The sequence below is a fragment of the Cellulophaga fucicola genome, assembly GCF_900119145.1.
GTDB lineage: Bacteria > Bacteroidota > Bacteroidia > Flavobacteriales > Flavobacteriaceae > Cellulophaga > Cellulophaga fucicola.
Window position 1 is genome coordinate 242,919 of record NZ_FPIY01000001.1, and the last position, 15,146, is coordinate 258,064.

Here is a 15,146-nt window from a genome sequence, read left to right on the forward strand (position 1 = left end):
TTACTAAAACGCGATCTATAATTGTAACGCTTTGTTTAAAATAAGTATTGTAATAGTGGTTGCGTAATAACTCTTTAATCTATAATATTTAAAGACCATTTATTATTTTTAGCTACTACATAAAAATTATTTTTATTATCTAAATTTTTATAAACTTTAATGTCTTTATAGTGTTCTTTAGACGTAAAGAGTAAATTAAAAATAGGTCTTTTTAAATAAAAATAAGCTTCATTATTTTCAAAATCTAATTGAACGCTGTTCGCAGTTAGCTGGTTCTCTTCTATTTTAGTGTGCGTTACTTTTTTTTCTGTACTAGCGTTATGTGTCTGTTTGTGTAATTTTTGCTTTACTCTTTTATAGTACGTAATAAAATTTGCTTTTTTTAGAGTATAGTACAGTATATAAGTGCCTTTTGTTTTTATTTTTTTAGCATAAGCATTAAAACTAGCTTGTATAGAGCTAGGATCGTAAATTATGCAGTTGTAAAAATCAAAAGTAGTGGTTTTCCAATCTTTTTTGTAATAATCATAACCTTTTAGAAGATCATATGTTACTATGTTGTTTTTTATACACCATTCTATGTTTTTAAGCATGTCTAAGGAGCCTAAATGAAATTTAGAGTAATCTATATCATAGCAGCTCATTATATAGTAGCCAAGTGTTTCCTTAAACATATTAATACGTATACTAATAGGTTTTTGGTTATTATAAATAACAAAAATGCTAGCCTCTTTCTTTAAAATTAAATTGTAGATGGTATCTTGGTATTCATCAAAATGGCGCAACTCATAGTTGTTTTCTTTTTTTTCTTCAAACCGTCTAATTAATAAAGCTTTAAGTTCTATAAATAAACTGTTATATTTTTCTTTTGTAATATCTCCATAATAACAAGTGTAAGTAATGTCGAAACATTTTTCTAGTCTGTTTTTATAGCGTCTTAAATTAGACCTACTTTTAGTTCCAAAATTAGCAGTAAGATATTCTTCTACAGTTGTATACTTTTTTGTTTCAACTAAATATCCTTTTAGAGTTTTTAATTGTATTTTTTTTAATTTTCTAGCCTCGTTAGGTATGTATGTATCTAAGTAACCTGGTACATCAACCACCTCATAAAATGTGTTTTTGGTATTTTTTATATTGGTGCTTTTTGTAGTGTATAAAGTTTTTGTTTGGTATGTTATTTTTTTAAAAAATGGTAAGGTATTATCATTAAAAAATAAGCCTTTTAAAAATACAGTTTTATTATGTTTAGCCATAGTTAAAATGCTTTAGCAACTGTTATTTTATAGCTTTTTTTTATTCCTTTTAAAATGAAACTTTCTTCATTTTCTTTATAAATAGTAATAGAAGTAATGGGTTCTTGCAAAGTATATAGAATATCATAAACAGGCTTTCTTAAAAAATCATATTCTTCTCTAAATAAGTCAATAACTATATCTAATTTAGAAATATCATCATCAATATTTAGCGGTATAGTTTTATATTTATAATTGATATTTGTTTGTTTTAATGCCTCTTCTTTTTCTTTATTATTTTTGTTAATATAGGAGTGGTAAAGATTATCTATGTTAACTTTTTTTAGCAGTTTAATTATAAAATAGAAGCTTTTAATTTTAAAAGCTTTTATAGAGGCAGAAATAGAAGAGCGTAAATATTTTGGATCAAATGCTATCTGTTTTTGAAAGTAATATGTACTATTAGTAAATTTTGTTTTATATGAGTAAGATCCTTTTACCAAATCAAAAATTTCCATATTATTGTTAAAGCACCATTCTAATTGAAAAATTAGATCAGTAAAGCCTAAATAAAATTTAGAATAATGCACATCAAAACCTCTTACAAAACCATACAGAACTTTACCCATTACAGGAGTTAAAGATATACTAATAGGGTTGTTCCCGTCGTAAATTACAAATAGACACGCTCTTTTTTTATTTATTAATTCATAACCATTTTGCTCGTATCTATCCCATACAGATAAATCATAATGTTCTGTGCCTAACAAATCAAAACGTTTTTTGATCATTTCGGGAAACTTATTAAACAGGCGGTCATATTCTATTTTTTCAATACTTCCAAAATATACTTTATAGCTTATATTAAAGCATTTCTCTAATCGTTTTTTATATGTATTAAATTGAGATCTTTTTTTTGCATTAAAATGTTTTGTAAGGTAATCTTTAAGATTGCTATAATTAGTTAAATTAATCATAGAACCTTTATAGGTGTTAAGCTTAATAAATTTTATGTTGTTACTCGTGGCAATAGTTGGTTCTATATAATCCGGCACATCATTAAATAAATATGCTTTTTTATTAAAATCTAAAGGAGTAAAAGACTTATTTGCATAGAGAACGCTATTGGTAATCTTATTTTTTAATTGAACATAGAAAACCGATAAAGCCTTTGGCTTTAGAAGTATGCGGTCTAGAAAGTCTATGTTTATTAACATCTTTATTTATTTGCTATAGCTTAAGCTTAGTTACTTTGTTATTTAACTTTGTATAATAATTTATCTAGAGAGAAGTATTTTCCTAGAATTTGTTTATCTCTTAAATACTGCAATAATCTAAATTTTAGCCGGGTTATTTTTACCCAGGCTATGTCTACTATAGCGTTGTTATTGTAGTACAATCTATTGTAAAAATTATAATGGTAATTACTCCACTTTAGTTTGTAATAAGTCTCTCCCATAGACAGATCAAAAATACTAACATTATTCTGTATACACCAAGTAATATGGTTTACCATACAGATGTCTCCTATGTTATATATAGAATAGTCAACATCATAGGCTTGTATATGACTAAAAACAATATCTCTAAGATGAAAATTTAAAGTAATGCCAATAGGCTTTTTATTGTCGTATAAAACAAATAGAGAAGCTTCTTTTTTTAAAATTTTGTGATACACATAGGTTTGTAAATTATCCCAATCTGCAAGGTATCTGTTATGTGTTTTTTTTTGGTGAAACCTGTTTTTTAATAAACTATAAAATGTCTTAAAAATTAAGAGGTAAGTATTTTTTTCAATACTACCAAAATAAACACTGTTTGTAATTTTAAAGGAGCTTTCTAATTTTTTCTGTTTAGAGCGTAAATTTTTCTGATTTCTTTTACTTAGTTGGTCTTGTAAAAAATTAGCAGTACTAACTTGGTTTTTTAGGTTCACTAAAAAGCCTTTATATTGTGGTACATCTATAAATTTTAAATTTCCTATATTTTCTTTATGCTCGGTAAGTTGTATGTAGCTTGGTATATTTATTATAAGGTGCCTACTAGATTTATCAACAACTAAATTTTTAGCAGATGTAATAGGTGTGCTTGTAATTGAATTATATAAGGTGTCATCAAAAAATGAAGGCTTACTTCCCTCTATAAATAGACAGAAAACAAAGTTTGTTAATTTTTTAGAGAAATATTTTTCAAGCATACGATACCTTATTCTTCTAAATTATAAGCCATAAATGTAGTAACGTTTTGTAAACCTTTAATATAGTAATAATTCTGTTGGTTTGTTATTTTATAGAGCCTTACATCGTTTAATTTTTCTGATTTCTTGTATAAAAAATCATATACATATTTTAAGAGATGTTCATTTTTAACATCAAAAATAGATAACTCTTTTAAGTTTTCTTTTACGGGACTTGTATTGTTTTTTACAGGAACTGTTTTTTCTGTTTTTTTTGTATTGTTCTTAAGAGCAAATGTAAGTTGATGAAATTTTTTATGAATATTCTTATCTCTTAAATAATTTTTAAAATTAAAAAAGAGTAGCGTTATGTGCATCGTTATTTTTGATACAATAGACTTAGAGTCATAGACAATATGGTATTCAAAATTATACGTTGTTGTTGCCCAACGTTCTTTATACTCATAATAACCTTTAGAGAAATCTAAAAACTTAATGCCATTGGCAATACACCAATCTAGTTGTTTAATAATACTAGTAGTTCCAAGTCTAAAAGGCGAGTAATCAATATCAAACACTCTAATGGTATCAAAAGCAATAGTGTCAGAAAAATTTAATAAGGTAATTGCAATTGGTGTTTCTTTGTTGTAGGTAACAAATAATGCCGCTTTTTTCTCTAACAGCATTGGGTAAGTCACATCAAAATAAAAGTCCCATTCTTTTGGGTCTAAATTATTATTAGTCTCCTGTTTGTCATTAAAACGTTTTATAAGTAATTTTTTAAAAGCTGAAAAAAGAGAGTTGTATTTTTCTTTAGTAATAGTTCCATAATACATATTATAACTAATGTCAAAAGAGTGTTCTAGCTTTCTTTTGTATAGATTAAACTTGTAATTACTGTTCTTACTAAGCCTTTTTTGCATATACTCCTTAACACTTAAAAAGTTTTCTAACTCACATAAGTAACCAGGGTATTGTATCGTTTTTTTTATTTTATATCTAGAGTTGTTTAAAACACTTTGGGTATTAAAAAAAGTATGTACATCATAAATTAAAAAAGTCTTTTTTAATGACGTGTTACTTTCTTCTTTGGCAATAGTGTAGGTAATTCCTTTTGTATTTGTTTTAGCAGTATTTATATATACTAGTTTTTTAGCGCTTTTAAAAAAGCTAAGATCTGGAAACAGGTTAAACGATACTTCCTTTTGGTCATCCAAAAAATGACTCAACCACTTTTTTATAAAAGTTTTGCTAAGAAAAGGATTGTTGTGTATCATTTTTTAATAGAACTACTTTTTTTTAGAATCTGATAAAAGTATACTTTTAACATCGTCGCTTAAGGTTTTACTGAACTTTTTAGCACTTTCAGATACCATATGTGTTCCATCATATGTATTGTATTCAGAACTTGTTTCAGAATAATCTAAAAACGAAATATTTTTTACTTTAGCAATGCTGTCAAACTGATAATTAAAATTCTCCCACTTTTCATTTTCAAGTTTTAAATTTTCTGGGGTTAAAGGCATACGTACTATAAAAACATCTCCTTTTTGTTTTAAGTAGTCTATTGTTTTTGCAAAGCTTAGAAATCTAATTTTACTAATTTCTTGTGTTTTTAAAAATTTATCTTGAAATTCAATTGTCTTTTTTTTCCAATTAGTAATATCTTCTTCCGTAACGGTATAAGATTTACTTTTTAATTTAAACTCATTCCATCCGTTTGGGTGTGCCACTAAGTTATCCCATTTATTAGTTGGGTAAAATGCATTGTATAGAGAAATTGGGTAACAATTACTAATATAATCAAAATTTGGAGCAGAAGTAAAATTAGTAATTTTACCAAGAATTTTCTCTTTGTCTAGTTTTTCTAAGGCAGACTCATCTAAGTTTTTTACAGAGCTAAAACTAATAGGAGAAACAGATAAAATAAATAAACCTTTTTTAGTGGATTTTTTCAACTTGTTTTCTATAGCGTTTAAATAAGTATCTCCATACTGAGACTGCTCAAAGTTAATGGCAAAATTAACCATTGGTTTATCTAAATTAAACTCACTTAAATTGTCTTCAAATATTTGAGGCGAAATGCCTTGACTTGCAGTAGATACTCCTATTATAAGACTACCAGCTTCTTGACAGAATTTCGGATAATTTTCATCTACATAACCAGTAGATACTTTATACATAAAACTAAAGTACACGCCAGTTAATACTACACAAAACAGAATTATTTTTAATAAGAAATGTTTCATAAGACTAAAATTGAAAATAGATGAAAGAGTTCTGTCTGTTAATTCCAAATAACACAATAACTAAGATATAAGCAAAGCATATGAGCCATTTACGGTATTTAGGTTTATCTAGAACTAGTTCATACACTTTATCGTTTCCTTTGTAATAATGAATTATTTGTACAATAATTATAAAAAGTACGCATAAAAATAACTCTAGGTAATTGTTAAGCAAGTTAATGTGTAAACTTCTTAAATTAAACATACTTTTTATATAAAGTATGGCACTAGATACAGATGATGATCTAAAAAATACTAGCGATATTAAGAAGTAAGCAAATCCAAAAAACCAATGAATTTTGTTTAAGAAAAATTCTAGAAATTTAAATTTTGCAATTAATGCTTTTTTGCTTGGCTTAACAATACTTACTTCAAGTATAATTAGTAAGGCATTTAGCATACTCCAAACAACAAAAGTCCAGTTGGCTCCGTGCCATAAACCAACAATAAAAAATACAATTAATGTAGCTGTTAATTTGTTAAGTTTTACTTTATTTATAAGAGGCAAGTAAATATAATCTTTAAGCCATAACATTAAAGATATGTGCCATCGTTGCCAAAAATCAGAACTATTTTTCGCGAAAATTGGTCTGTTAAAATTCTGCATTAAATCTACACCTAATATTTTAGCAGTACCTATTGCAATGGTTGTATATGCAGAAAAATCATAATAGATCTGGAACATAAAGAAGATAGCACCTAATATTAGAGAAAATCCATGGGGACTTTCTGGATCTGCATAAGCCTCATCTACATATATACCTAGTCTGTCTGCAACTACAATTTTTAGAAAAAATCCCCAAGCCATCATAATTAGGCCTTGTTCAATATTTTTAATATTAATAGTTACCTTTTTCTTTAACTGTGGCAATAAAGTAGATGCTCTCTCTATTGGCCCAGCAACTAACTGCGGAAAATACCCTACATATAAAGCAAAAATACCTAAGTGCCTTTCTGGCTTTATATTTCCTCTATACACATCAATGGTATAACTCATTGTTTGAAAAGTATAGAATGAAATTCCTACAGGTAGTAAAATCTGACTTATATGGTAACTTTGCTCAGCCTCTTCAAGAGGTATAGATATTCCAAAAAATTCTAATAAACTGGCAAGTGATGTAGAGAAAAAGAATAAATACTTAAAAGCTACTAGTATGCCTATGTTTACAAAAATACTAATACCGGCAAAGATTTTTTTTGTTCTTTGTATATCGGTAGCATAAATTTTAAGAGCACAGAAATAATCTACTACAGTAGATGCTATTAGTAATAAAACCAAAGCAGGTTCAGATTTCATATAAAAATAATAACTACCAATTAGTAGCCATATCCATCTAAACTTATGAGGTATACAATAGAAACCTATAACAATAAGCGGTAGAAAATATAAAAACTCAAAAGAATTAAATAACATTTTAGTAGTAGTTATATGGTGCTTAGTAACAAGCTAAATTAACTATTTCATCACTAGAATTAGTTTAAAAATGCTGAAATGTTAAAATATAAGATAAGTTACGCTTTATGATAGTCTTATCTGAAAAAAATTACGCTGTTATGGTTATTTTTTCTATTGTCTTAGGACCCACAATTAAGTATTCCTGACTATGTTTTATTTCAAATACAGTAATAGTATCTATAGGTGTAGACTGTAAAAAAAGATAGTCATAAACAGGTTTAGATATGATACTAAAACTAGTATCATTATATGCTATAGGAGTTAAATTATCTGTACTGTAGTCCGTTAAAGTTGTAATTGTATAATTGATATTGTTATTTAATCGTTTTTTATTTTTACGAAGTAAGGTTTTTATTTTGGTTCGCTTTTCTGCTATTTTATACGATTTTAAAAAGTTTTTAAATTTAATTTTTGAAGCTTCAATACTGGCAATAAAACTATGGACTATTTTTTTTGAGTAGATAATGTGATTTTCATACTCGTACATGTAATTGCTCCAAAATCTTTTATATTCTAAATCTCCATAACCCATATCTAATAGCTCATAATTGTGATTAAGAGACCATTCTATAATTTTATAGATAGAAATATTACCTAATGAAAATTTAGAAAAATTAGGATTAAATGAAGAGATTGAAATAAATAGAATATTTTTAAAATGATAATTTATACAAATATTTATAGGCTCTTCATTACTATAAATAACAAATATAGAAGCCTTTTTAGTGTTCACTAAATTAAAAACTAAATTGTAGTAATAATCCCAGTTTGCAAGCACATCGTTGGGCTCATTTCTTTGGTTAAAACGATGCACTAACATTTTATGTAATGCATCCATTAAAAAGCGATATTGCTCTGCGGTAATACTTTCAGTTATCATGTTATAACTGTAATTAAAACAAAGCTCAAACCTATTTACAGATCTATTAATGCTAGTTCTAAATTTTTTAGAATATTCATTTCTTAAAAATAAATCTATAGTTGTTTTTTCTTTAATATGTATAGCACAACCGTTTACATCTTTCTGGAATACTTTTTTTACACCTATACTCTCATCTGTATAAAAATAGGGCGTTAAATACTTAGGAAATAGCTTAATAGATACGCATTTCGGATTTAAAATTGGTGTTGCATCTTCTTCTAAGCTGTACAATGTTTCTGTATTGTAGTTGCTCTCTAATTTAGTGTAGTAGGGAAGTATGTGTCTATTTTCGGTAAATTCTGTATAAAAATCTTTTGTAGTAAGGAACATAACTTTTATAGTAATATAGCGGCTAGGAGAATTATTTTTTTAAACAGGTAATGTGTAGTTACTTAGAGCAACAATAACAATTATTTGGTTTGTAATATCCTCTTCTATGTAAAAAATTAAGGATTCTCATTTTTAATATTTCTAACTTGGTATAGCCAAAGTTACTAATACTAATAGAGCTGTCTAAAGCCTGTACATAATGCCACCATTTTTTTGGTAAAAATAAAACATCTCCAGGTTGTAGCACTACTTTGTAAAACGGAACATTTTTAAAGTTCGTAAATTCTTCAGCATTAAAATTAGCAAGATCAATTTTGCTTGCTACAGCACCATTTATGTATTTAGAACTTGGGTATATGCTTTTAGCATGTGTAGGAGGTACTATAATAAATAATTTTTCACCCTTAATCTGTGCATACATATTATCTCCAGAATCGTTATGGAAGCCTGTAACGGTTCCTTTAGGACCAATCCAAGCAGCTATATCATTTACAGCAGTGTGCTGTTCAAAAATTGTAAAATCTGTATCTCCACCTAAATTAGGTAAATAGTTAAATATATCTAGCGTTGTTAAATAGTCTGTGAAATTAGTATCCGTGTTTGCTTCTTTTAATTTTTCTAAATAACTCTTAAGCGTAGATTTTTGGTATTTAGTTTCTCCTTGTATATAATTACCAGCGAGTAAGTTTACTTCTTTATCATCTGCTAAATTTATTAAATACTCTAAACTCCATTTTTTAGTTGCGCCCCAGTCTTTTGCATATCCTTTTATAACTACAGGCTTTTTTTTGTTAAAAAGAATGTTTTTAAATGAGTTAGTGTCAACCGTAGCTAGTTCTTCTACAGGCTTACTTAACTCCAAAATTTCATCTAAAATATCCATAAGAGTCCTGTTTATTAATTAAATATAATAAGATTTATACAAAGCACTATTTATTGTACCTATATAACGGAAAAAAAGATGTTTTAAGTAAAGGCGTTAAATTTTTATTTTGACTAGATAAAGTATTGTATTCTTCAGTGTTTAGAATGTATTTCCAAACTTTAAACTTTTTATAATCATTGGAGAAAGAAGCTTTAAAGTCGAATAAAGAATCGTGATTTCCGCCAAAACCACCACCTAGGTTAAAATAAGAGTATCCTTCTAGTGTTCCTTGTACACGTACTTCATTTAAAATAAACCGAATAGGAGATAAGTGCTTGTATTCTTCTAAGGTGCCAGATAAATGATATTGTATTATGGTTTTATCTGTTTTTATAATTAGAGCAGCAGAAGCAATTGTATTGGTGTCTTTGGCAACAGCAAAAACAATCTCGGCATTGTATTGGTTACTTTTTAAAATATCGTAAAAATAATCTTCCTTAAAAAAATAGTTTTCATTTGCCTGTAACCTAGACATTGTTTTGTAATACATGTCAATAAAAATAGCGACATCTTCTTTTGTTTTACCAATTCTAGAGTAGAACAGTTTTTTATTTCTATTGATATATCGCTTTGTTGTTTTAGAAAAATTAGACTCTTGCTCTTCTAAGGTTTGTTTTAGATTTAGGTTTACAATTTTACTTATGTTTTCAATTTTTCCTAGACCAGATAATATTCTTTTCTGATTGTCTATATATGGGTTTAAACTACTGTAGGCACAAATAATATTCTTTTGCTGAAAGTAGATACGTAACTTGTTGTAAAACGGAGTAAGGTTGGTGTCTGGTGTAATGTTTTTACTTAGCGGACCACCATAACCATATACAGAAGTAACATCAAAAAAAGAACTGTTTTTAATAGGCCTTATAAGTACAGGAAATGCTATAATAGTATCTTTTGTTGTATAGGAAATAAGTGCAATTTCTTCATCATCATGAGCACAATTGATATGGTAGTCATAGGTATGATAAAAATCATACCCAGCTACTTTATCTAAAAGAGCATCCCACTCTTTCTTATTTCCTATTATTTTCATCATACACTACATCCTAATAAGGTCTTCTATATACAGGGAAGTAATTACAAACTTCATCACATGCTGTGGCAGAAACAATAGGTTCTGATAGTGAGTCGTATATTTCTTTGTTTATTATTTTTCTTCCGGTATAGAAAATGACATCATCATCTTTTGGAAAAAATACTTTTTTACTCTTGTATAAACCGTCATCATCTTTTAGGCCACCACCAAGAATATAGAATTTCTTTTCTTGTTGTACAGCCCATTTTAATATTTCAACTCTTAAAAAGTCATTTGGCCTACATTCAAAATACTTAGCTCGTGTACCTCCTAAAAATGCATAAAGCGTATTATTGTTTATAATAACAAGTTCAACAGAAGCTGCTATGTTATCTTTATATGATTTGGCTATGGCAAAACTATTTGGATTTGCGTGTATTAAATTTTCAAAATATTGCTTTGGAAAATAGTAGATTTCTTTAGCATTATTACGGTCCATAGTTTCAATATATACTTTATGAAAATTTTCTATTACACTATCTGTAATTTCATTTCCTTCGTATAATTTAAAGGTAAGTTCGTGCTTTTCTGCTTTTCTATAGTTATTTCTAACCTTTGTAGAAAAAGCAGTCCATTGGTCTTCATCATTTTCTTTAACAGTACCTTTTACGTTACGTAAGGTTGCAGAGAGTTCTCCTGTGTAGTTTACATGATTGCCATTAAGGTTAAAACGCACAAACTCTGAAACTATATTATTTTTATTGTACCAACTATCTACCATTGACCAAAAATGGTTTAATATTTTTGTCTTAGAGCAATCTTTGCATAGTGGGCCGCCATAACCATAAGGAGTAATAACATCCTTGTAATTTTCAATAGCATCAATTTTACGAATGTAAAATGGCATTATTGTAGCAGGTATACCGTCTTCAGTTAGTAAAAAGTAACGCAATTCATCAGTAGAATTTTCGTAATACTTTAAATACTCATAGGTGTAGTATACATTATTACACCAATAATTAGTTAATAATTCTTTATAGACGTTTATTTCTTCTAATGTTTTTAAATCCTTTACAAATAAATTGTATTCTTTAGCTTTTGGCTTCTTTTTAACCACTTTTCCTGGGTTACCTACAACAGTAGAATAATCGGGAACATTTTCTATAACAACAGAACCAGCACCAACTGTAGCCCATTTGCCAATAGTTACTTTTGGTATAACAACAGAATTTGCCCCAATAAAAGCACCTTCTTTAACGTGTACTTCTCCACATAAAGTTACTTGCGGAGCTATATGTGCATAATCTTCAATAATTGAATCATGATCTACACTAGCACCACTATTTATAATTACGTGTTTTCCAATTTTAGCATTAGACTGTACTATACCACCCGCAAAAACAACTGTTCCTTTGTCTATTGTTGCTGTTGTAGCAACCATTGCACTTTTATGTGTAATAGAAATGTAGTCTACATCTAAAACTTTAGCAATTTTTTTACGTATTTTATTGTTGCCAATAGCAATAATCATAGGACTGCCCACAATAGGGAAGTTTTCATAATTTGTAGCTACTTTTTCAACCTTTAAAGATGCAAATAGACTGTTTTTAGGTGCGTTGTCAAAAACATCAGTTATTTCATAACCGTTAGACTTTAAGGTGTCTATAATAACGTACGCATGGCCACCAGCTCCATATAAGCGTACTTTAATTTTGTTAGGTTCGTCCATATTTTAGATAAAATAAGATTTAAAGAATACTATCTTTTTGGTTTATTAACCTTGTGTATTAGGAGTGCTACATCTGGGGGGAATTTTATTATAGCACTTAATATGTATTAATTTTTATTTTGTTGGTGTGCCTGTAAACGTAGTCATGTTTAGGTTGTCACTATTATTAACACCTTCTTTAAAAAAGACCTTCTTTACAGTTAAAAGAATAATTTTAAGATCTGTTTTAAAAGATCTGTTTTCTACATACCAAACATCTAACTCAAATTTTTGCTCCCAAGAAATAGCATTTCTACCATTTACTTGTGCCCAGCCTGTAATTCCAGGTTTTGCTAAATGTCTTTGTTTTTGAAAACTATTATACAAAGGCAAGTACTCTACCAATAAAGGTCTAGGACCAACAAGGCTCATGTCATTTTTTAAAACATTCAGCAATTGTGGTATTTCGTCTAAAGAATATTTACGTATAAAGTTTCCAAATTTTGTAACTCGTAAATGAAACGGTAATAGTTCTCCATTCGCATCTTTTTTGTCGGTCATAGATTTAAACTTAATTACTTTAAATATCTTCTCATTTTCACCTGGTCTAGGCTGAAAAAAGAAAACTTTTCCGTTATTTAAAAAGAATAAAACTATGGCAACAGTAAAGAACAGGGGGAATAAGAAAATAAATCCTAAACCGGCAAGAAGAAAATCTAAAAGTCTTTTAAAAAAATTAATGTACATTTTTTTTGATTGTTTTGGCAGTTGTTGTTTTGGTTTAAATTAATTGTTTTCATAAAAATGCATTCCCCATTGGTTAATTGAGGTGGTTATGTGCGTCATATCTGTACTATTGTACCTAAAGTCTATATGTATATTTAATAGATAAGACCAGCTATCTGTTTTTTCATTCCCTGGCCATAGTTCAGATGGGTAAATATCTTTGCCAATTAAAAATGCTTTTAAACTTAAAAAAGTGGCTCTATCTTTAAATACCAAATGCAAACCAAAAGGTGTGTTTTTACTGTCTGTTAGAATGTTAAAGTTACTATTTATATTTAGATGCTGTAAAAGGTACTCAAAATTCTGTTTTTTATAAGAGGTATAGTCTTTTTGTATATAAGAATTAATATACGTCTTATGTTCTTCTTTTAGCGCTACAACATCATACTGGTGTTGTAAGTAGGTTTCAGACGCTCCTATAAGTCCTAAATAGATGTCTTTTGCACTAGAGTCTACAGTAGTAGCAATGTATTCTTTTTTAAGATCCATTGCGGTAGTAATAGCTTCCCAATTGTTGTAAAAGGCTGTATTAGGTAAAATTTCTACATTAGATTTTTTAATTTTTTCTTTGTTGGGTTGCCATAAAATACCTCCTAATGCAATGGGTAATGTTTTACGTAAAGATGCCACACAATAATCTGCAGTACTTGTTAAACAACCAGTACTTAACCAGCCGTGAGAGTGGTCTTCTATACAAATAGGTCTGTTTGCTGTAGTAGGTATAGTGTAGTTAAAAAATCCCCAGAAATTATTTAAAAGAACAATGTCATTTTTTGTAGCAAAATCTAATACATTTAAATCATGCGTTGTAGTAAACGGGTCTATGGTGTAAAAATGTATGTTAGAATAACAGTTTTGCAGCCAACTGGTAACATGCTGACAATAATATTTAGGAAGCCATATTTTTTCAATGGACTGTTCAGAAATAAGTTTGTCAAAAATATACTTCATAGCGTGTCTTCCTGTATAGAATAATTGGTATTCAGGAATGTACTCTAACGTATTAAAATCAGTAATTTTATCAGCATCTGTACTGTGAAAAAAAGAACCCAAACCTGCTTTATTTTTCATAAATAATACTACTTACTAATTTTATGCCAAAAATAGCCAAAAAAAGAAGTGTACGCCAATATATACAGAGTTCTAGATATAGTGTAGTATTAATTAGATTAACGCATCGTTTACTTGTTTTCTTAACAAGAAAATTAAGAGGTTTTGTGTAGTGTTAATAAGAATGTTAAACCTTGTTAACAGCAGAGTTACTAGCTATTTTACAGTGCTTCTATTTGTAGCAATCGGTCACATTTAACGTAGGTTATTCCACTTTTGTACCTATTAAATTTAGCAATGTCTGTATGGCCTTTTAGCCATGCGATATAAATTGCAGCGGTATTTATGCCTGCTTCATGAGAAAATGGGTAACCACCTCCAAATCTAGGATTTAGCTCTAATACATAAATTTTTTGGTCTGCAATAAAAATATCACAATCTAAGTTGCCGGTATGTTTTAATTTTTTTGCAATAGTTTCTCCTATGGCAGTTATTTCTGGTTGTATTACAGAGGTTGCTTTGTCGGTTTCTCCAGATCGCATATACAGTTTTTCTCTTGCAAAAGTACCGTAGTAATCTCCTTTAAAATTATTTAAAACATCTAGTCCGTATTCTACACCTTCAATTTTTTCTTGTATTAATATGGCCTGGTCTATACTGTTTTTACTAGCATTGATTAGAATAGATTTTTTCAACTTTAATTTTAATAGTTTGTATACCAGTAAAAGTTCTTCTTTAGTATCTACAGTTTCTATACCTATAGATGCGCTTCCCCATCTAGGTTTAAGTACCAAAGGAAAACTCAATATATTAGCGTCTATAGCTTCTAAAGCTAAGGCGTAGTCTATGTATGTTTTTGGAGTTAAAATATTATTTTCGACTAAAAAATTATAAGTTTTCCATTTGTCAAAAGCAATGTCTATAACCGCTTCACTAGAGACAAGTACGGCAACACCAATTGCTTTTAATTCGTCTTTATGTTTGGCCAATATGGGCAACTCTAAATCGTTTAAAGAAATTATAGCATCTACATGGTACTCTTTACAAATTGCAGATATACTACTTATATAGTCATGATCATAAATACCCGGAACTATTTTAGCTATGTCTGCATCTATTAATGCTGGCGCATTAGCAAGCATATCGGTTGCTAGCACAAGACCATTGCCGTTTAATGCTTCTTTAAAATAATTAATAAGGTAATTTCTTCTGCCTGCGCACGTAAAAAGTATATTTGTTTTTTTCATCTGTATAT

At 28.5% G+C, this 15,146-nt stretch carries 13 protein-coding genes; all 13 read right to left on the reverse strand.

Annotation, left to right across the window (positions count from 1 at the left end):
• Positions 1-74: 74 nt before the first annotated feature.
• On the reverse strand, positions 75-1,256 hold the full coding sequence (locus BT107_RS01100) for a GNAT family N-acetyltransferase (protein ID WP_072301914.1): 1,182 nt from the start codon (positions 1,254-1,256) through the stop codon (positions 75-77).
• A gap of 2 nt (positions 1,257-1,258) precedes the next feature.
• The gene (locus BT107_RS01105; protein WP_072301915.1) at positions 1,259-2,452 is read right to left on the reverse strand and encodes a GNAT family N-acetyltransferase; all 1,194 of its coding nucleotides are present in this window, start codon (positions 2,450-2,452) and stop codon (positions 1,259-1,261) included.
• Positions 2,453-2,490: 38 nt separating this feature from the next.
• Positions 2,491-3,432, reverse strand: a complete 942-nt coding sequence (locus BT107_RS01110; RefSeq protein ID WP_072301916.1) for a GNAT family N-acetyltransferase — start codon at positions 3,430-3,432, stop codon at positions 2,491-2,493.
• Positions 3,433-3,440: 8 nt separating this feature from the next.
• Positions 3,441-4,688, reverse strand: a complete 1,248-nt coding sequence (locus BT107_RS01115) for a GNAT family N-acetyltransferase (RefSeq protein WP_072301917.1) — start codon at positions 4,686-4,688, stop codon at positions 3,441-3,443.
• A 12-nt stretch (positions 4,689-4,700) separates the two neighbouring features.
• On the reverse strand, positions 4,701-5,660 hold the full coding sequence (locus BT107_RS01120) for a hypothetical protein (RefSeq protein WP_139254254.1): 960 nt from the start codon (positions 5,658-5,660) through the stop codon (positions 4,701-4,703).
• Between the two features lie 4 nt (positions 5,661-5,664).
• On the reverse strand, positions 5,665-6,996 hold the full coding sequence (locus BT107_RS01125) for an MBOAT family O-acyltransferase (RefSeq protein WP_244543086.1): 1,332 nt from the start codon (positions 6,994-6,996) through the stop codon (positions 5,665-5,667).
• A gap of 247 nt (positions 6,997-7,243) precedes the next feature.
• Positions 7,244-8,407 (reverse strand): GNAT family N-acetyltransferase, encoded by a 1,164-nt coding sequence (locus tag BT107_RS01130; RefSeq protein ID WP_072301920.1) that lies wholly within the window; start codon positions 8,405-8,407, stop codon positions 7,244-7,246.
• 58 nt (positions 8,408-8,465) lie between these two features.
• Positions 8,466-9,290, reverse strand: a complete 825-nt coding sequence (locus BT107_RS01135; protein ID WP_072301921.1) for a cupin-like domain-containing protein — start codon at positions 9,288-9,290, stop codon at positions 8,466-8,468.
• A 46-nt stretch (positions 9,291-9,336) separates the two neighbouring features.
• Entirely contained in the window at positions 9,337-10,368 is a 1,032-nt protein-coding gene (locus tag BT107_RS01140; RefSeq protein WP_072301922.1) for a GNAT family N-acetyltransferase, read from the reverse strand.
• A gap of 10 nt (positions 10,369-10,378) precedes the next feature.
• Positions 10,379-12,076 carry a NeuD/PglB/VioB family sugar acetyltransferase gene (locus tag BT107_RS17350; protein ID WP_084639067.1) on the reverse strand — a complete coding sequence of 566 codons (1,698 nt, stop codon included), beginning with the start codon at positions 12,074-12,076 and terminating at the stop codon, positions 10,379-10,381.
• A gap of 114 nt (positions 12,077-12,190) precedes the next feature.
• Positions 12,191-12,802 carry a sugar transferase gene (locus BT107_RS01155; protein WP_072301923.1) on the reverse strand — a complete coding sequence of 204 codons (612 nt, stop codon included), beginning with the start codon at positions 12,800-12,802 and terminating at the stop codon, positions 12,191-12,193.
• A 39-nt stretch (positions 12,803-12,841) separates the two neighbouring features.
• Positions 12,842-13,912, reverse strand: a complete 1,071-nt coding sequence (locus tag BT107_RS01160; protein ID WP_072301924.1) for a hypothetical protein — start codon at positions 13,910-13,912, stop codon at positions 12,842-12,844.
• A 200-nt stretch (positions 13,913-14,112) separates the two neighbouring features.
• Complete coding sequence (locus BT107_RS01165) at positions 14,113-15,138, reverse strand: ATP-grasp domain-containing protein (RefSeq protein WP_072301925.1); 1,026 nt, start codon at positions 15,136-15,138, stop codon at positions 14,113-14,115.
• Positions 15,139-15,146: the final 8 nt, after the last annotated feature.

Coding starts and splice junctions, on each gene's coding strand:
- BT107_RS01100 (WP_072301914.1), bottom strand. CDS start 1,256: ATGGCTAAACATAATAAAACTGTATTTTTAAAAGGCTTATTTTTTAAT.
- BT107_RS01105 (WP_072301915.1), bottom strand. CDS start 2,452: ATGTTAATAAACATAGACTTTCTAGACCGCATACTTCTAAAGCCAAAG.
- BT107_RS01110 (WP_072301916.1), bottom strand. CDS start 3,432: ATGCTTGAAAAATATTTCTCTAAAAAATTAACAAACTTTGTTTTCTGT.
- BT107_RS01115 (WP_072301917.1), bottom strand. CDS start 4,688: ATGATACACAACAATCCTTTTCTTAGCAAAACTTTTATAAAAAAGTGG.
- BT107_RS01120 (WP_139254254.1), bottom strand. CDS start 5,660: ATGAAACATTTCTTATTAAAAATAATTCTGTTTTGTGTAGTATTAACT.
- BT107_RS01125 (WP_244543086.1), bottom strand. CDS start 6,996: ATGAAATCTGAACCTGCTTTGGTTTTATTACTAATAGCATCTACTGTA.
- BT107_RS01130 (WP_072301920.1), bottom strand. CDS start 8,407: ATGTTCCTTACTACAAAAGATTTTTATACAGAATTTACCGAAAATAGA.
- BT107_RS01135 (WP_072301921.1), bottom strand. CDS start 9,290: ATGGATATTTTAGATGAAATTTTGGAGTTAAGTAAGCCTGTAGAAGAA.
- BT107_RS01140 (WP_072301922.1), bottom strand. CDS start 10,368: ATGATGAAAATAATAGGAAATAAGAAAGAGTGGGATGCTCTTTTAGAT.
- BT107_RS17350 (WP_084639067.1), bottom strand. CDS start 12,076: ATGGACGAACCTAACAAAATTAAAGTACGCTTATATGGAGCTGGTGGC.
- BT107_RS01155 (WP_072301923.1), bottom strand. CDS start 12,802: ATGTACATTAATTTTTTTAAAAGACTTTTAGATTTTCTTCTTGCCGGT.
- BT107_RS01160 (WP_072301924.1), bottom strand. CDS start 13,912: ATGAAAAATAAAGCAGGTTTGGGTTCTTTTTTTCACAGTACAGATGCT.
- BT107_RS01165 (WP_072301925.1), bottom strand. CDS start 15,138: ATGAAAAAAACAAATATACTTTTTACGTGCGCAGGCAGAAGAAATTAC.